An 18,729-nucleotide genomic window follows, 5' to 3' on the forward strand; every position below is an offset into this window, starting at 1 on the left:
CGGTCTGACGGTCCCCGTCTGACCGCTTAGAATTCCGGCGACCCGGTCTAACCGTCTCCATCTGACCGCTTAAAATCCCTCGACCCGGTCTGATGGTCTCCGTCTGACCGCTTAGAATTCCGTCACCCGGTCTGACGGTCCCCGTCTGACCGCTTTGTTGTACTTGGTGTTGCTCCCGCCCCTTCACGCCGGGCAGGCCCGCCTATGCTATTCGGGCAGGCCCGCCTGTACCATTCGGGCAGGCCCGCCTGTACCATTCGGGCAGGCGTTCGCCATGAAGAAAAGCACCCAATCGCCTTAGTTCGCCAATATCTTGCCCATGGCCGCTTCAAACTTTTGCGTCTTCTTTTTTTGAGCCTCGCTCAGTTGGTGCCGGTCAACCGGAGTTTTTTCGTCAGGGTCTTTCGAAAGGTCAAAGACTTCCCCTGTCCGGTACACCTTCCATTCCGTATCATGTATAAAAGTGCGGGGTTGTGCTTTTCCCCATCGCGGGTCATACGCACAAAAAACCCATTCCCGTCCCGGTACATTTTGTCCTTTCAGTTGAGGCAGAAAGCTCATGCCGTCCAATAGCAGCGAGTCCGGCCGGCCCGCTCCGCTGATGTCCAGCAGCGTTGGCAGGAAGTCGGTGAAATCCACCAGCTGGTGGTTTACGGACCCTTTTTTAGTAATGCCCGCCCAGTTCACGATCATCGGCACGTGCGTGCCGCGCCGCGTGGTCTGGCCTTTTCCGCCGCGGTAAGCGCTTCCCTGGAAATTTGAAGTGATCTTCGGACTGGTGCCGTTGTCTCCGATAAATAGAATGATGGTATGATCGTCAATCTTCAGCTCTTTCGTTTTATCCGATATGCGGCCCACGATATGGTCCATATACCGCACCATGTCTTTGAAATAACTGTTAGGCTGATCCGCCTCATTCACCGTTTGGGTCCAGGGTGTCCGTACAAAAGGGTCGTGCGTTAACACCATCGGGTAATAAATAAAGAAGGGAGCATCTGCATTGTTCTGCATGAACTGTTCGATATGATTCACGAAGATATCAGGGCCATATTTTTTATCCAGCTTCCTGGAAACGCCGGGCGCCGTGTATACGGTGGGACTGGCATAGCGCGACCCCAGCTCATCCACCTGCCAGAGACAATAATCATCAAAACCCGCATTTTGCGGCAGCGTCCCGATCTTACCGCCGGCCAGTTCGCGCTGGCCCTCGTTACCATAGAGCTGCCACTTTCCCGCAATGCAGGTGCGGTAGCCCTGCTGCTTCATCAATGTTCCGAATGTGGTTTCCTTCGGATCCAGCAAGCCAAAGCCAATATAGTTGCGGTGGTTGTATTTACCCGTCATCAATTGGTTGCGCGACGGCGTACATAAAGGAGTGGAGTAGCAGTTGTCAAATCGCATACCGGCCTGCGCCAGCGCGTCCAGCCTTGGCGTCATGCGGTCATCGTTGCCATTACATCCCAATGTTTCATAGCCCAGGTCATCCGCCAGGATCAAAATGATATTCGGCTTCTTCTGTGCTGTAGCCAGCAGAGAATACAGGCTCATGCAGATCAGGATACCTGCGTTCAGAAGAAATTTCTTTTTGTTGGAAAGAGCGGTCGTCATCAGACGATCCCCGGGGCGATCATCAAAAGCGTTTTGAGTGGGAACAGGTCCGGCGGACGGTTCAATGCAAGGGGGCATAGCTGACAATTAAGTATAGTTTTCTTTCAAGTTGTTTAGAGGCGCAGTTCTCAAAGTTACAAAGAACCACTTTCCTGTATCGGGCTTTTTCATAGACACGGGCAACGGCCTTAAGTTTATTCGGGCCACCAAAATATATTACATGATGATTTTTATTTATACTAAATTTTTATTATATTTATATTCTTTTGCTTGTTATTCAGCATTGTCACCCTTAAACGTATTAAAACATGAGAATCTTATCATTTATTTACCTCAGCATGGCACTGATGGTGATATGGTCCTGTCAGAAAACGGATCGTATGCCTTCGACTGATCATCAAAACCTGATCAGCAAACAAATTATCGGCGATACTATTATTCACCGACTGATGATTGAAGGACACCCCACTTATATCAATGAAGTCCGCGGCGAATACTACTTTTCGGACGATATCACCATTACCGGCGAGCAGTTTGCCCGGTTGAAAGCGCTTGCCGGTGGCACCTCCACCCAGGCGAGAGCCACCATTATGCAATCCCTGGTCAATATATGGCCCGATGGGGTGGTGTATTACGAGTTACCCGATCCGCTGGAACCTACTATCGCCAACGCTCAGAAAATAGCGAAATTTCCTGCTCTTCTGGCCTCTATTCACGCGGCGATGCATCTGATCTCATCCCAGACACCGGTCCGGTTTGAGTTAAGAAACGGTCAGCCGGAATATATCAAATTCGTTTCGTCCAGCGTAGACCGGTCGCCTTTGGGATTTACAAAAGGAAAAGTCAATTATGTGCGCATCTCTAATGCCCATCATGTGATCATCATCGCTCACGAGATCATGCATTCACTTGGTATCGCGCATGAGCAGTCCCGCTACGACAGGAACGATTACATAACCGTTCATGAAAACAACATACAGTCCGGTTATAAGCACAATTTCAATATTTACTGGGGCTGCGCTCCCCACGGAAGTTTCGACTTTGGGTCGATCATGATGTACGATTCCTATTCCCTTAGCAATGGAAACGGACCTTCCATGACCAAAAAGAGCGGTGCCACCTTTGGGTCTCAGAGAAACGAGTTGTCTGATGGGGACATCGCAGGGATTACCCATTTGTATAGCCCGTTCGATATAGAAGGCGCCCACCGGATCACCTCTCTTCTTCCCGGCGACAAATGCCTGGGGGTAGATGCCACCACGTCCGGCACGCCCGTGGTATTGCAGTCCAGGAGCACCAGTAGCAACCAATTGTTTTTCTTAAGAAAATCAGGCGAGCATGGATATTACCTGATCAGCCCGGCGAGCGATACCACCCAGGTCGTAACGCTGCAGGCGTCAGGGGATGCAGTCGAGCTGCAAAATTATACCGGCACCGATGCTCAAAAATGGCAAGTATTGAATTTGGGTAAGGACGGCTTCGCCTTTAGTCTCAGGGCACAGGGTGGTAGCCGCCTCGGAGTAAAGGATGGATCGACCACCGACGGTACATCTATCGTGGTGGGCCCGAACCTGTTTACCGACCGGCCGCACGATCAGCAGCGTTTCCGGTTAGTAAAACAAGAATAAGCCTTGTGGTGTCAACGAACATCCCATGCTGGCTTAAACCGGCTTAAAGACGGGGCTGTCCCGAAGGCAAAAGTTTTCACGCAAAGCGCGCAACGCATTCGAAGCAACGGCAATGATCCATAGCCTGACTTGCTTCGAATGCTTTGTTATCGTTGAGTGGAACGACGCTTTAGAGACAGCCTTGTTTTGTTGATAGAGGGACCGCGCGTTTACCATCCGCTCAGCAGGGTAGGGAACTATTGGGGCGCGGCAAAGACCTGTGTCCAATAGGCGCCTGATTTCGCGGCGCCCATTTCCGTCGCATTCTTATTCATGATATTGCGGCAGTGTCCGGCACTGTTGATCCAGCTATACATTACATCAGCTACCGAGCGCTGGCCCATCGCAATGTTTTCGGCATAGAAGCGCCAGCGGTAACCGGTGGCCGAGATGCGCGTGCCCGGGTTCGAACCCCGGCTGCCCGTATGGCTGAGGCGGTTCTGGCGGCTCATATAGGCGCTATGTCCTTCCGCGGCTTTTTCCAGCAGGTTGCTCCATTTTAAAGGCTTCACCGGTGGCATATAAGTGCCGCCACATTTACAACCTTTACTCCTGACCCGGTTGACAGCTTGCAGCAGGTCGCCGAGGTCGGCGGAGGAGCTACCGGCAGGCATCTGTCCGGAAGAGCAGCCTTGCAACAACAGCAGGGCAAAAACCAGGAGCGGGGCGAACCATTTCATATTTTACGTTTTAGGGAGGATTTTTGATCTTGTATGAAAATTCAATGCCAAAGATGAGGTCAGGCAGATGAACGGCGACATACGAGGAACCGTCATGGTGAGCGCCTGCCGGGCCCGCAGGGACGGGGAACGCTGTGCCCGCCCGGATGAATCCATTCGGACGGGGAGTCGAACCATCTCGCTGAGTAGGATGAGATTCCTCGGCTTCGCTGCGCTGCGCTCGGAACGACGGGAAAAAGTGACTGCGCCGCGCTTGGAACGCGGGAAAACTGGCTGCGCTCGTAACGACGACATACTAAAGGACCGCCGTGGCATCCGTAGCCATGCAACCGCATCTCTTATCAGTGCGCAAAGTCCAGCTCGTAATTGCCTTTGATCCGCTCCATCGGAGGATTAAAGTAGCCATATTTCAGGTCGGGAAACTCATCGCGAATTTCCTGCAGCAGCTGCTTCACACCCATGAATTCGCCGGTGTCGGCCACGCCGATCTTACCCAGGTACCAATCCGGATCGATGTTGAAATTGCGCCACTGGATCATCTTCAGGTTCGTGTCGCGGATCAGGCGGCGCAGGGCTTCATACTCCGCGATGCTGTCCGTCATTCCCGGGAACACGAAATAATTGATCGAGGTCCAGCCCCCAAAGCTGTCCACCACTTTCAGGCTTTCGATGATATCTTCAAACTGGTAGTTGTTCGGCCGGTAGTAGGGCATATAGATTTCGCTGCGCGCGCTGTTCGTGCTCACGCGGATCGAATTCAGGCCCGCCTCGCAGAGTCGTTTTACCGCATCGGGTTTAGACCCGTTGGTATTGATATTGATGCTGCCTTTATCCGTATGCTTACGGATCTCGATGATCGCTTTTTCAATCGTTTCCCACATCAGCAGCGGCTCGCCTTCACAGCCCTGTCCAAAGCTGATCAGCGGGAACGGTGCGGTTTCCAGGTGCGGCACGGTAAACTCGACGATCTCTTCAACCGAAGGTTTAAACTTCAGGCGATCCTGGGTCGATACGATTGTTTCCTCGTCCGGCTGAAGGGAGATACAGCCTACGCAATTGGCATTGCAGGCAGGCGACGCCGGCACGGGGCATTCCCACCGGCCCATAAAATAGTTTCTTGCTGCCGGGCAGTGATAGGTCAGCGCACAGTTCTCCGCCAGGTGTTTGACCAGCCGGTTGTGCGGGTAGGCTTTCATCAGCGAACTCACCCCGGTCTCCACTTTCTCTGTATTGAAGCCGCGGCATTCCTGCCGGATGTCCTGCTCAATACGCATGGCCGGCACATAAAATTTTTCGTTGAACCAACCCACCGCCGTGTAGCAAAACAGCGGAAGGGTGGGCGCATCGGGAGTTGTTTCAAAAGCGGCAATATAGAAACCGGTATGCGCGGGCGGAATAAAAGCCGCGACGGCCCATCCTTTCTCACAAAGCCGCATCTCGCCCGTCTTCACATCAATGCCGATACCGCGGCGACCGGGCAACTCGTACAGTGAACCACCTTCGGGCAGCTCGATCCATTCGTCCTCCGGAACCGGCAGCGCATCCCAGCCGGTGCGGCCTGTAACATACAGGGAAGTATCTTCAAAAATGTTTCCCTTTCCGTCAGAATATAAAATGTAAGGCGATTGATGTAAATGCATGAATGAATAGTATTATCGGGAGATGATGAGTAGCTGTCTTATGACCGTTGTCTAGGGTCTGCGAAGCTGCTCACTGCAAAATTCGTTAAATTCTGCTTCATTGACCGGATTATCCGGGTATTTGATGAGATGTTGATAGATCTTATTGTTCCGGAGGTCAATGGTGAGGATGTCATCCTTCAGGATCACCTGCTGCAGTTCGTCCCAGGAGATGCGTTTTTTAGGAAAAGAAGGATAGTTGACGCCTTCCATATCCACCTCTACCAACAAGCGTCTGCGGGACACCGCATATAATAACCAAAGCAGCAGATCAGCAAAGAACAACTGCGTCATACCGTGCCTCAGCCAAAAAATACCACTCGCCAGGATCAGGGTGCCTGCAAACTGCAATCTCCTGGAAGGCGACAAAAAACAGATCACCACAGCCAACGCAGCAATGATCGCCAGCGACAAGAGCAGCGCATTGGACGCGACAGCCGCACGCGCCGTCTGGTACGTCGCCAAACCCAGGATATTCAATAAGACGATACCCAGCGCAAAGGCAAAGTAGATCTTCAGTTTTTTATTAGGTATGATAAATCGGAACGGGGTCAATCACTACAATTATGTAATTCAAATATTTAGGTAAAAAATTATGAATTACTGGTTACTAATATATTGCAAAGTTTAAATAAAGCTCTTGCTCCTACGTTGGCGTTCCATTCCGTCTCGCCGACGCCCACTTCTACCAGGTCAAAGCCGATGATCTTCCGGCCGCTTTTCAACACTTCATGGAACAGGTAAAAGATCCGGTCCAGCTCGAAGCCGCCCGGCACCGGTGTGCCTGTATTGGGGCAAAGCTTCGGATCCAGTCCGTCGATATCAAAGCTGATATGCACTTTTTCCGGCAGCTTTCTTACGATCTCCTGTACAATAATGCGGAAGGTCTGTCCGCTAAACTGGCGCTCTTTAATATCTTGGTCAAAATAAGGAATCACTTTTTCAGGATATTGCTGGATATACTCCCATTCGTCCTGGCTGATATCGCGAACGCCCACCTGGATGATATTTTTGATCTGGGGGATTTCGTTCAGCGCATTGTACATGATGCTCGCGTGCGAGTAGGTGAAGCCTTCATAGCCCTGTTTCAGATCGCAGTGCGCATCGATCTGGAGAATCCCGTAGTCACCGTGCTTTTCAGCGAGCGCCTTGTACAGGCCCAGCGGTGTGCTGTGATCTCCGCCTACAAGCCCCACCAATTTATTTTTATCGAGTCGTTTTTTCGCTTGCTGATAAACCCAGTCGTTCAGGAAGATGCCACCTTCATTGACTTCACGGATCGTTTTACACATGAACTGGTTGGCCTCCAGTTCTTCACCGCGGGAGATATAGTCGATATACAACTCCGCCTCCCTTCTCAGGTAGGCGCTTCTCAGCTGCAGCTGCTTATCGACGGGAGTAACGTAGAAGCCCTTCTTCCAGGCATCAGGAAACAGCGGATCATACAGGTCCACCTGGAGGCTCGCCTTGCAGATCGCTTCGGGTGCCTTTGCGGTCCCCGAGCCGTAACTTACGGTCACTTCCCAGGGCACGCTTAATATGATCAGTTCGGAATTGTCTTCGGTACTGGGAAGTCCAAAGATGTTGTTTTCCGGGTTGCTTACTGCGTTTTGATCGAAATTCTTTAAATCTAACATCGCTCAAAATTCTTTTAAGGGGGTGCAAGATACATTGTTTAGCTCAATAAGCGAGCCTAAAACTCGGCGCCGCCGAAGGACGCGGTGGTGAAACTTAAATGAAGCGGGGATTCCAAAAGCAGGTAAGTTGGCTCTGGTCGCAAATAACAGCAGTTTTATAAAAAACCTCACAGGCATTCAATGTGCTGTGAGGTCTTTATTGTCCTTCTTGCTCCGTATCTTTATTTGATACAAAAACCGGGCCTATTTGCTTTTCAGCTTGTCTTTAAAGGCCATGCGAAATTTATCCACTTTCGGGCGGATCACAATTTTGCAATATGGGTTCTTGTTTTCATTGTTATTGAAATAGCTCTGGTGATAATCTTCGGCGGCGTAAAACCCGGAGAACGGCTTGATCTCTGTCACGATCGGGTTGTCAAACGCCCCGCTGCTATCTAAAGCTTTTTTATAGTATTCCGCTTTTTCTTTCTGATTATCATCATGATAATATACGCCGCTTCTGTACTGGGTGCCTACATCATTTCCCTGGCGGTTCAGGGTAGTAGGGTCATGCGTCTTCCAGAAAATTTCAAGCAGCTCGTCATACGACACCACCGCTGGATCGTATACGATCTGTAAGGCCTCTGCAAAGCCGGTATTGCCCGAGCTCACTTCTTCGTAAGTCGGATTTTTTGTGTGACCATCGGTATAACCGCTGGTTACTTTTTCAACGCCTTTTACGTCCTGGAAAATGGCTTCTGTGCACCAGAAACAGCCATTCGCAAAGGTGGCGGTATCTTTTTTATTGTCCATAGTTGAATTTTTGTGGTTAGGTCCGGCAAAGGTAACAGCTTCCAGCTTCGGATCCTTTTTTTGTGCGCAGGCGCCGAAAGCAGATAACACGATCAACAGGGTAGGGAGAAATAATCTTGACATCTTCGGGTTATTTTTAATATAACAATGAGGGGATCAAAAGGTTGATGGAGGAAATGTTAAGAAGTGGAGGGTCAGCCATGTCGATCTTTCCCGGTCCGGCGCATCGATGCAATCAGTGCAATCAATTCACGAATCGTATAAGGCCGAACGATCTCGTGTTAACTACCGCGTCCGACCCTGCCCGAATGGTACAGGCGGGCGTCCCTGTCTGACGCATCGATGCAATCAAAGCCACCAATTCACGAATCATATAAGGCTGAACCTTCTCCTCGAATAACAATGAGATTTCTCCCCGTCCGTACCGTCCGGGCGGGGACTTCGCTTCGCTACGCTCGAAACGACGATCCTAAGGTGCTTTTGGATAACGTGTGTCTTATATAATCCGTCATGGTGAGCGCCTGTCCGGCGCAGAAAGGACGGAAGCACGCATCAAACTTTTACTGTAGCGTTTCCCCCCTCCTTTGCCCGCCCGGCCATACCGTTCGGACGGGGAGAGGGGGCTAGGGGGCAAGGTCACCGGAAAAACCGCTACATCCCGCGAGCAAACAACTGTTTTAAATCGTATTTTTGCGGGTTTCTAGGAGTTTTACGTATGATGAAGTTATATCCGGAATCAGCAGTGGTGCAACTGGAGTTTGACAAGATCAAGGACCTGCTGGTTGCCCATTGTCAAAGTCATTTCGCGCAGGAGAAAGCCCGGCAGTTGCGCATCCACACCCATAAAAAATTTGTCGACACCGACCTGAGGCAAACGCATGAATTCAGGCAGCTGCTGACCAATGGCATTTATTTTCCCAATGATTATATCCTCAACCTCGCCCGCGAGCTGAAGCTGCTGTCCATTTCCGGCGCTGTGCTGCAGGGCGAAGACCTGGTGCAGATCCGCAAACTGGCCGAGAGCATCGAAAAGATCTTCCGCTGGTTCAACGAGGAAAGAAAGGTCGCTTATCCCGGTCTGCTCGAGCTGATCGATCATACTTATTATGAAAAAGCGATCATCGCGCTGATCGACGAGATCGTGGACGAACAGGGCCAGGTCAAAGACTCGGCTTCCGAAGCGTTGAAAGAGATCCGCCTCAGCCTGTACCGCAAAAGAACCGAACTGCGTCGCGTGTTTGATCGGATCATTTCTAAACTGAACAAGCAGGGATACCTGGCCGAGATCGAAGAGAGCTTTATGAACGGAAGGCGCGTAGTCGCCATCTTTGCCGAGTTTAAACGCGCGGTCAAAGGTGTGCTGCACGGCGAAAGCGACAGCCGCAAAACCACCTTTATCGAGCCGGAAGAGACGATGCACCTCAACAACGAGATCAGTGACCTCGAAAACCAGGAGCGCAAGGAAGTGTACCGCATCCTGCGGCAACTCACCGGCCGCCTGTCCGAGCATTCGGCGTTGCTTAATGTCTATCATGCAGTGTTGGGCGAATATGATTTTGCGCGCGCGAAAGCGAAATTTGCAGTCGATATCAATGGTGAATACCCGATCGTTCACGACAAGGCATTCGTGCACCTGGTCAATGCCTGCCATCCTTTATTATATCTCTATAATAAAAAAGCGGGCAAGCCTACCATCCCGGTATCGATCAGCCTCGACGAAAACCGCCGCATCCTGGTGATCAGCGGACCGAACGCGGGGGGAAAGACCGTGACCATGAAGACCATCGGTCTCCTGCAAATGATGCTGCAAAGCGGGCTGCTGGTGCCGGTGCACCCGTCCAGCGAATTCGGGATCTTCAGACAACTGATGATTCATATCGGGGACACGCAGAGCCTTGAGTTTGAGCTGAGTACTTATAGTAGTCACCTCATCCATATGAAACATTTTATGGAGAACGCCAATGGCAAGACCCTGTTCTTTATCGATGAGCTGGGAAGCGGAAGTGATCCGAACCTGGGTGGAGCCTTTGCGGAAGTGATCTTATTAGAACTGCTCCGAAAACATTCATTTGGAGTAGTTACGACGCATTACCTCAACTTAAAAGTGATGGCGGGCAAGACGTCCGGCGTGGTGAACGGGGCGATGGCATTTGACGAAAAAAACCTGCAGCCGCAATACCAGCTGATCGTGGGCAAGCCGGGCAGCTCCTATACTTTTTCAATCGCCGAAAGGATCGGGCTGGATAAGCGCCTGATCGAAAGGGCGCGCAGCCTGGTGGAGGAAGATCAGTACCGGCTGGATAAATTACTGAACCGGACAGAGCAGGACCTCCGCGATATTGCCAAGAAAGACAAGGAGCTGGAGCGCCTGATCCGCGAAAATGAACGGCTGCAAAAGGAAATGCAGCAGGTGATGGATAAGGAGCGCCACAAACAACAGGTGGAAGTGCTGCGCGAACAGAACAAGATCAGTGAACAGCGCATCGCCTACCTGAAGGATATGGAGCGGAAGCTGAAACAGATCACGATGGAGTGGAAGAAGGAAGACGACAAGGCAAAGCTGATCAAACAGATGACGGCCCTGCTCTTCAACCGCCCGGAAAGCAAGAAGGCCAGCAAAATGCAGAAGAAGATCGAAAGCAAATACAGCGAAGTGGGAGGGGAGATCTTCGTAGGCTCGAAGGTGAAGATGAAACGCAACCACCAGGTAGGAGAAGTGTTGGAGATCAAAAGTAAGCGCGCCGTTGTCAAGATCGGGCTGCTGCCGATGCAGGTGGAACTGAGCGACCTCGTGGTGGTCAGGGAAAATGCGGGGGATTGATTATCTTTCATTCAGACAACAAAAAGCCTGGGAAATCCGCATAGCCGCTGAACTTAAAAATTCTGAAGAATGATTGCCTGACATTTTCTAAATTTATGAAGCTTTTTACCGCAGCGTACGCAAAGAATACACAGCTTACGCAACGGGGAAAAGGAAAATATAATACATCCGGACAATGCCTCAACCCATTAAAAAAAATTCCCGCCGTAATTTTATCCAACGGGCCGCGGTGCTGGCCGCAGCAACGCCTGCGTTAACGACCCATATGGAAGCTAAAAAGCCCCAAATCATCCATCATGTATTTTTCTGGCTCAAAACGCCCGGCGAGGAAGCTCAACAAGAGCTGATGACCGGATTGGCCACTTTAAAAGCCGTCCCCCAGGTAAAAAAGTTGCTGATCGGGAAGCCCGCTTCCACCGAAAAAAGGGATGTGGTAGACAACAGTTTTCATGTGTCGGAGCTGATGTATTTCGACAGCGTGCAGGACCAGGACGCCTACCAGGTACATCCCATCCACAAAGCCTTCGTCGATCAATATAGCCATCTCTGGGAAAGGGTAGTGGTGTATGATATGGTGGTGGAGTAGGGCGCCGGCTTGGTACGTTTTTCTCAATAATTTTTAGATCAGCCTGTCTTGCCGTCTGCTGGCTTCTGTCAGCCAGGGTGAAACTCCTGTGTATATATGATAACAGGCGTTCCCGCCTGTCAGGCAATCAGACCTGTCCCGATCTTACGTCACATCGTTTAACAATATCTTATTAACGGCAGCTGCCGCCGTCTTCAAAATAGTGATAATTTTATTAGGACTACCGAACTGACTACACGGGGGTGCATAACATTTTTTTCTTTTTATGTGATTTTTTACCGCAGAGTGCGGAAAGATTTGTTCGCAAAGCTCGCAGAGTAGGACAAAAAGGTTATGCACCCCTACACGGAACACTGCTATAAAAGACCCGGATTTGACAATTTTTTATTCATAATCGGAGCCATCCGCCTGGCCATTGGCCGGTGAGCTTTTTTGGCACCGGATAAGAAATTGATTCTCAACCGGAGTTGTGACAAAATTTTTGTGACAATTTGAAACTGTCACAAAAAAATTGTCACAGAATTTTTTGAACAAAGCAAACTGTGCACAGATGAAAGACATCAGAAACACACTCAAATTGTCGCAGCAGGAGCTGGCCTTGCTGCTGAATGTATCGCGCAGCACCGTCGCCATGTACGAAAAAGGACAGCGCGACCTTCCCGCCCATGCCGTGGAAAAATGGCTGCAGGTGCAGCAGCTCTGCCGTGCCGGGTGCCACAAAAAACAGCTTCCCGATGAATCTGCGGAACCGGTGGTGAAGCAAGAGCAGCAACGCGGCCTCGCCAGCCTCGAAGCCCGTCTGCAAAGGGCTACAGCCGCTAAGATTGCGTTGCTGCAGCGGTTGTCCCGCCTCGAAAAACGCCACGGGCAACTCGTTCAACAGTTGCTGGTGCTCCGGTCGCTGATGCGCGAAGCCGTACCCGGATCCAGGCAGATGCAACTACTCAAAAACAGGGAAGAAGCGGCCATGTGGCAGATGTCTAAATGTTGCGCCGCACAGCAACAGATGGTCAGCTTCAAGTTGCAGACTTTAACCGCTCAGCAAAAGGCCGCCCTGGCCGGCAAGGTCATTTTACAATATGGGTGAACGTTAATGATTCTTGAAAACAGGCAGGTGCTGTTGGAAACGGCTATCCCGCGCAGTTAGTTTTGGATCATTGTTCACCATTTAAATTTTTTAAAAATGTTCAATTATTCTGTTACCCAATTGACAACCACCAACGACTGCGATGCAGTGTTAACCCTGGCTGACAACGAGAAAAAAGACCTGGAATGGAAAAAGTTCTCCATCGAGCGGCAAAAAGACCAGTATGCCCGCAACGCCATCAACATTGAGGCCGACCTCATCGCCCGGCGTGCGGAAAAGGACGCACTGGACACCGTGATCGCCAACCTCCCGGACGGCCCCACCAAAACGGAAAACATGACCAAGCGCACGAAAGTGGAGTACAGCATCTTCCTCCTCGAAAACCGCAAAACCAATTACGGCAACGTGGCCCTGCTCGAAAAGGAGTATGACCTGCAACGCATCCTCAGCGAGCTGGAGGAAACGGACGCCTTCATCCAGCAGGTAGAAGCGCGCAAAGCCACTTTATGAACACTTTCTCATCCCCACGAGCTGCCGGAAACGGCGGCTCTTTTTTGTTGGTGGTGGTGGTGGTGCGAGTGCGTTATATTATCCATTTGTAATGTTAAGGCATCATTCAGATTTTTGCGGACATTTTAGTTTTAGAGAAAGTATTCCTATTGATAACGAAAGCACTACTGAATCATGCTCTCTATCAAGCAGCATGACCTGTAACTTTTTGAATAATGGGAGGGTTAACTGAACCGGTTCGCGTTTTTTCTTTCTTTTTTCAGCATATCGGGAAATTCACCAAACGCCATAGATAATAGCATCTTGAAAAAGGGCAATGAGTAGGGCTTTGCTGAGATAAAACAACAAAGGCATTTAAAATTGAATATATTAAGTTATTTTAGAGGGCATATGCCATTACAGTCCGCAAAATGACTTCTATTGTCTTTTTTGATATTGAGCTAAGCACTACAGGCAAACAGTTGCTTGACATTGGGTGTATTTCATCAGATGAATCGGGTTTCCATAAAAACCAACCGCGCGAGTTTGAGCAATTTATAGCTTCATCTGATTTTATCTGCGGCCACAATATTATTGCGCACGATCTGGTTTTTTTGCAAACGTATTTTGGTAATGCTGGGTGGGGCCTAGACAGGGCTATTGATACTTTATTGCTTTCACCTTTATTATTTCCTAAGCAGCCCTATCATCACCTGCTGAAAGATGACAAGATCCAGACAGAGGAATTGAACAATCCTCTTAACGATGCTAAAAAAGCCAGGGATCTGTTTTATGATGAGGTAGCAGCTTTCGAGGCGCTGGACGATGCGTTTAAAGCTATTCTTTATGGACTTTTGCATGATCAGCGCGGCTTTAACAATTTCTTCAGGTATCTCCATTATAGCAATCCCCCAAACAAGGAGCAGCTACGGGACAGCATCGGCAATCGGTTCCAGGATAAAATCTGTAGGGAAAGCGATATCGGCTCGTTTATCAATACATCCCCTGCTGCCTTAGCCTATACACTATCGTTGCTGAATTGTGACGATCGTTTTTCCATCACACCTCCCTGGGTACTGAAGAACCACCCCGATGTAGAAAGATTACTTTTCCTGATGCGGAACAACCCCTGTGTCCAGGGGTGCGGGTATTGCAAATTGGCCCTTGATCCTGTACGTGCATTAAAAAAGTATTTCGGCTTTCCTGCTTTCCGCAAGTATGGCGATGAGCCGCTACAGGAACATGCCGTTGCGGCTGCTATCCGTGGGCGATCCATCCTCGCGGTATTTCCTACAGGGGGCGGCAAGTCCATCACCTTCCAGGTGCCTGCACTAATGAGTGGTGAAAATGCAAAAGCCCTTACGGTGGTGATCGCTCCCTTGCAGTCGTTAATGAAAGACCAGGTAGATAATCTGGAGAAAAAAGGTATTACGGAAGCTGTTACTATTAATGGCCTGCTCGATCCTATAGATCGGGGTAAGGCTATTGAAAGAATTGAACAAGGGTTTGCCAGTCTGCTGTATATTTCGCCCGAGTCGCTCCGCTCGGTTACTATCGAGCGATTATTGCTGAAAAGAAAGATTGCCAGATTTGTTATTGATGAGGCCCATTGCTTCTCTTCCTGGGGGCAGGACTTCAGGGTGGACTACCTATATATCGGGGATTTTATCAAAAATTTGCAAAAGAAGAAAGGGCTTGATCATATTATACCCGTATCCTGCTTCACGGCTACCGCCAAGCAAAAAGTAATAGAAGATATCAGGGCTTATTTCAAAGAGAAACTAAATCTGAGTTTAAACGTTTTTCGGGCCAATGCGTCCAGAACCAATCTCCATTACAGAGTTTATCGTAAAGACAACGAAGAAGAAAAGTACAACCAATTAAGAAGCATCATTGAGGCGAACGACTGTCCTGCGATTGTATATGTATCCCGGACAAAAAGAGCGTATAAGCTGGCAAAGAGGCTAGCTGACGATGGTTTTGTGGCCAGGCCCTATCACGGCAAAATGGACAAAGATGAAAAATCTGAAAACCAAAATGCCTTCATGTCCGGAGAAGTTAACATCATGGTCGCTACTTCGGCATTTGGCATGGGAGTCGACAAAAGCGATATCGGCACTGTAATCCATTATGACATTTCCGACTCCTTAGAAAACTATGTGCAGGAGGCTGGCAGGGCCGGCCGCGATGAAAACATTAACGCCGATTGTCATGTACTATTCAACGAGGAAGATTTAAACAAACACTTCATTTTGCTGAACCAGACAAAGATCAGCAGCAAAGAAATCAACCAGGTATGGAAAGCCATAAAAGAGTTGACAAGAAGCAGGGATAAAGCTTCCAATTCGGCACTGGAAATTGCCCGGAAGGCAGGCTGGGATGATGGCATCAAGGAAATTGAAACAAGGGTAATTACGGCCATTGCTGCCCTGGAAGATGCCGGTTATCTGAAACGGGGACAAAACATGCCCAGGGTTTTTGCTAACAGCATCCTCAGCAAAAATGCGCAGGAAGCTATTGATAAAATCAATTCCTCAGAAAAGTTCTCAGAAGCGCAGAAAGTGCACGCTGTGCGGGTCATTAAAAAATTGTTTTCTAGTAAAAGTAAAAGACTCTCCACCGAAGAAGGCGCGGAATCAAGAATTGATTATATCTCAGATCAGTTAGGAATAAGAAAAGAGGAGGTGATCCGGGTTGTCGAACTGATGAGAGAAGAAAACATACTGGCCCATACGAAAGACTTGACGGCCTTTATTAAGAGAACAGAGTCTGTCAACAAATCACTATCCGTCGTCGAAAACTTTAGAAAACAGGAAGATCTCCTATTGGCGCAACTAAAAGAGGGCGAAGCGGCATATCATCTGAAAGAGATTATCGAGCTGTTTATCCAGGCCGACATCAAAGACAGCTCGCTTAATAAGCTGAAAACGATCCTCAACTTCTGGGCGATCAAAAACTGGATCAAGCGCCAGAATCTCGAATACTCCAGGAATCATGTACAGATAGGGTTATTGATTGACAAAGCAGTATTTCGGCAAAAGCAGGAAAAGCGACATTGGATGGCCAAACTCATTACGGAATATCTGCATGAAAAAGCAGCAGCAATAGCGGGAGCTGATAAAATGCGGGAAGAAGTATTAATTGAGTTTTCAATACAAGAGCTAAAAGAGATGATAGAAAAAGGGCAGGGGATGTTTGCAGAAAAAGCCGAGATTGAGGACATCGAAGATAGCTTGTTTTACTTGTTGCGGATAGAAGCCATTAAAATTGAAGGCGGTTTCTTGGTGGTGCATAACAAACTCACCATCGAGCGGATCGAAAAGAACAACCGTATACAATATAAAGAAAATGATTATGAAAAACTAAAACAGTTTTACCAGCAAAAAGTACAGCAGATTCATATCGTAGGGGAGTATGCCAAAAAGATGATCCGCAACTATGAGGAAGCTTTGCAGTTTGTGGACGATTATTTCAGATTGAATTACACGTCTTTTTTATCCAAGTATTTTCCAGGCAGCAGACAAAACGAAATCAAAAGAACTCTTACACCTGAAAAATTTATGAGATTATTCGGGACACTCTCACCTGCTCAATTACAAATTATTAATGACTCAGTCAATCAGTATTTAGTAGTAGCCGCTGGGCCAGGGAGTGGAAAAACAAAATTATTGGTGCACAAGCTGGCTTCGCTGCTCTTAGCCGAAGATGTGAAACATGAGCAGTTGTTGATGCTTACTTTTTCCCGTGCTGCGGCCACAGAATTTAAAAAACGCCTAATAGAATTGATTGGTAATGCGGCCAGTTTTATAGAAATAAAAACCTTTCACTCTTATTGCTTCGATTTGTTGGGTAGGATTGGTAGCCTGCTGGAGTCTGACAACATTATACAAACAGCAGTAGCAAAAATAAGAGCCGGGGAAATGGAGCCTTTCCGTATTACAAAAGCGGTATTGGTTGTAGATGAGGCCCAGGATATGAACCAGGCAGAATACGAACTGGTAAAGGCTTTGATGGAGCACAATCAAGACATGCGGGTAATACTAGTGGGCGATGATGATCAGAATATTTACGGGTTCAGGGGTGCAGATGCAGCGCACATGCAAAACCTGATTACTGAAAAAGGGGCCGTTAAGTATGAACTAACCGAGAACTACCGGAGCAAAGACAATATCGTATCGTTGGCTAACCGCTGGGCCGCAACCATCAGCAAGCGGCTCAAGACGGAGCCTTGTTTTGCCAGCCAGCAACAACAGGGTCATATTCATTTTAGGCAGTATATCCATGATAATATCATTGTTCCGCTTGCCGGTAGCATCAGCTATGCAGCCCTATCAGGATCTACCTGCGTGCTCACGCAAACCAACGACGAGGCAATGCTACTCTCCGGCTTGCTATTGCAACAGGGCGTTCCCGCAAAACTTATCCAATCGAATGACGGGTTTAACCTGGGCAACTTATATGAGCTTCGTTATTTTTCGGACATGATTTACCTCAACGCCGATAGCCCGCTGATAACAGATGAGGATTGGGAAAATTCAAAACGCCGGTTAAATGTGCATATCACTAAGAGTGCCAGGAAGGAGCTGGCAAGCACCATCATTAAAACATTTGAAGAAGCAAATACCGCCAAAAAATACAAAAGCGACTGGAAGGCCTTCCTCTTCGAATCTAAAGTGGAAGACTTTGTGAGTATAGATACAGAAGTGGTGTATGTTTCCACCATTCACAAAGCCAAGGGGAAAGAATTTGATAACGTGTACCTGTTATTAAATCATTTTTTGCCTGGTACAGATGAGCATAAGCGGCAATTCTATGTGGCCATCACCAGGGCCAAGTCCAACTTATTCATACACTACAATGGCAACTATTTACAACAATTTTACATAGATGGGCTTGTGTCTGATGAAGATAGCAACGAATACCCTGAACCGCAGCAAATAGTGATATACCTTACGCTTAAGGACGTTCAACTATGGTATTTTGCGCAGGTTCAGCATCATATAAACAACCTTTTCAGCGGAGCATCGCTTCACCTGCTGGAGGGTGGATTGGCAAATTCCAACGGAGCGCAAATACTTAAATATGCACAAAAAATCAGGGATGTTTTGAGCAAGCATGCTGAAAGAGGGTTCAGGGTTGCAGCCGCCAAAGTGAACTTCGTCGTGTATTGGAAAGATGAGGCTAAAGGCGTGGAATCCAGAATAATATTGCCCAAATTACTGCTGAAAAAAGTTTAAATACTTTTTTTGTGTAGACATATACCCGACATGTGCTGGTGTAGTCTTCCGTGTTTTAGTCCGCTAAATTACGAAAATCAATGCCCTCCATCTATTTCCCTCAATCACTATCTCAAACCTCGCCTTTATTTCGTTTTTCATATCTGACAGTTTAAAATTAAATTATTCATTCTAATTCTTAACTGTTCTAAAAACACGGAAGGCTACAAAAATGATAAGGCTTCACGCGGGGCGTCACACAGATGCAACTGGAAAATCAGGATACCTATCAAGGCTATTGTAGAACTGGACCGGTATGCCTTGTACTAAAGCATCACATGCCATGAAGAACACAGATGCGCTGGCCGGTCGTTGGCAAGAAAAATAAAAGACAGCGAGCCGTATTTAATATTCATCAACACCTTAGTTGCAGCGTTGTAGCTGATGTCTGTGAGAAAGCTTTATAA

At 48.4% G+C, this 18,729-nt stretch carries 12 protein-coding genes; 6 read left to right on the forward strand and 6 right to left on the reverse strand.

Annotated features, from left to right (window positions below; all coding sequences use genetic code 11):
• Positions 1-297: 297 nt before the first annotated feature.
• Positions 298-1,686, reverse strand: a complete 1,389-nt coding sequence (locus ACU37H_RS00685) for a sulfatase family protein (protein WP_472702427.1) — start codon at positions 1,684-1,686, stop codon at positions 298-300.
• A gap of 230 nt (positions 1,687-1,916) precedes the next feature.
• Here ACU37H_RS00685 and ACU37H_RS00690 point away from each other — a divergent pair, with 230 nt between their 5' ends.
• Positions 1,917-3,236, forward strand: coding sequence for a M12 family metallopeptidase (locus tag ACU37H_RS00690; protein WP_472702428.1), 1,320 nt, complete (start codon positions 1,917-1,919; stop codon positions 3,234-3,236).
• A 236-nt stretch (positions 3,237-3,472) separates the two neighbouring features.
• On the opposite strand, the gene ACU37H_RS00695 is transcribed toward ACU37H_RS00690, so the two are convergent.
• The 5 genes from ACU37H_RS00695 to msrA all read right to left on the reverse strand — a co-directional run bounded on the left by ACU37H_RS00695 (position 3,473) and on the right by msrA (position 8,186).
• Positions 3,473-3,955, reverse strand: coding sequence for a CAP domain-containing protein (locus ACU37H_RS00695; protein ID WP_472702429.1), 483 nt, complete (start codon positions 3,953-3,955; stop codon positions 3,473-3,475).
• Between the two features lie 341 nt (positions 3,956-4,296).
• On the reverse strand, positions 4,297-5,595 hold the full coding sequence (locus ACU37H_RS00700) for a radical SAM family protein (RefSeq protein ID WP_472702430.1): 1,299 nt from the start codon (positions 5,593-5,595) through the stop codon (positions 4,297-4,299).
• Positions 5,596-5,646: 51 nt separating this feature from the next.
• Positions 5,647-6,189 carry a hypothetical protein gene (locus tag ACU37H_RS00705; protein ID WP_472702431.1) on the reverse strand — a complete coding sequence of 181 codons (543 nt, stop codon included), beginning with the start codon at positions 6,187-6,189 and terminating at the stop codon, positions 5,647-5,649.
• A gap of 38 nt (positions 6,190-6,227) precedes the next feature.
• Positions 6,228-7,271 carry an agmatinase family protein gene (locus ACU37H_RS00710; protein ID WP_472702432.1) on the reverse strand — a complete coding sequence of 348 codons (1,044 nt, stop codon included), beginning with the start codon at positions 7,269-7,271 and terminating at the stop codon, positions 6,228-6,230.
• 243 nt (positions 7,272-7,514) lie between these two features.
• Entirely contained in the window at positions 7,515-8,186 is a 672-nt protein-coding gene (gene msrA / locus ACU37H_RS00715; protein ID WP_472702433.1) for a peptide-methionine (S)-S-oxide reductase MsrA, read from the reverse strand.
• A gap of 595 nt (positions 8,187-8,781) precedes the next feature.
• Here msrA and ACU37H_RS00720 point away from each other — a divergent pair.
• From ACU37H_RS00720 to ACU37H_RS00740, 5 genes are all read left to right on the forward strand, one after another.
• The gene (locus ACU37H_RS00720) at positions 8,782-10,884 is read left to right on the forward strand and encodes an endonuclease MutS2 (protein ID WP_472703323.1); all 2,103 of its coding nucleotides are present in this window, start codon (positions 8,782-8,784) and stop codon (positions 10,882-10,884) included.
• Positions 10,885-11,059: 175 nt separating this feature from the next.
• A complete protein-coding gene (locus ACU37H_RS00725; protein WP_472702434.1) occupies positions 11,060-11,470 on the forward strand; it encodes a Dabb family protein in 411 nt (136 codons plus the stop codon).
• Between the two features lie 550 nt (positions 11,471-12,020).
• Positions 12,021-12,557, forward strand: coding sequence for a helix-turn-helix domain-containing protein (locus ACU37H_RS00730; RefSeq protein ID WP_472702435.1), 537 nt, complete (start codon positions 12,021-12,023; stop codon positions 12,555-12,557).
• A gap of 96 nt (positions 12,558-12,653) precedes the next feature.
• Positions 12,654-13,067: a hypothetical protein gene (locus tag ACU37H_RS00735; protein ID WP_472702436.1), complete on the forward strand. Its 414-nt coding sequence runs from the start codon at positions 12,654-12,656 to the stop codon at positions 13,065-13,067.
• A gap of 410 nt (positions 13,068-13,477) precedes the next feature.
• Complete coding sequence (locus ACU37H_RS00740; protein WP_472702437.1) at positions 13,478-18,283, forward strand: RecQ family ATP-dependent DNA helicase; 4,806 nt, start codon at positions 13,478-13,480, stop codon at positions 18,281-18,283.
• Positions 18,284-18,729: the final 446 nt, after the last annotated feature.

This window comes from Niabella sp. ZPM-14, assembly GCF_055693045.2.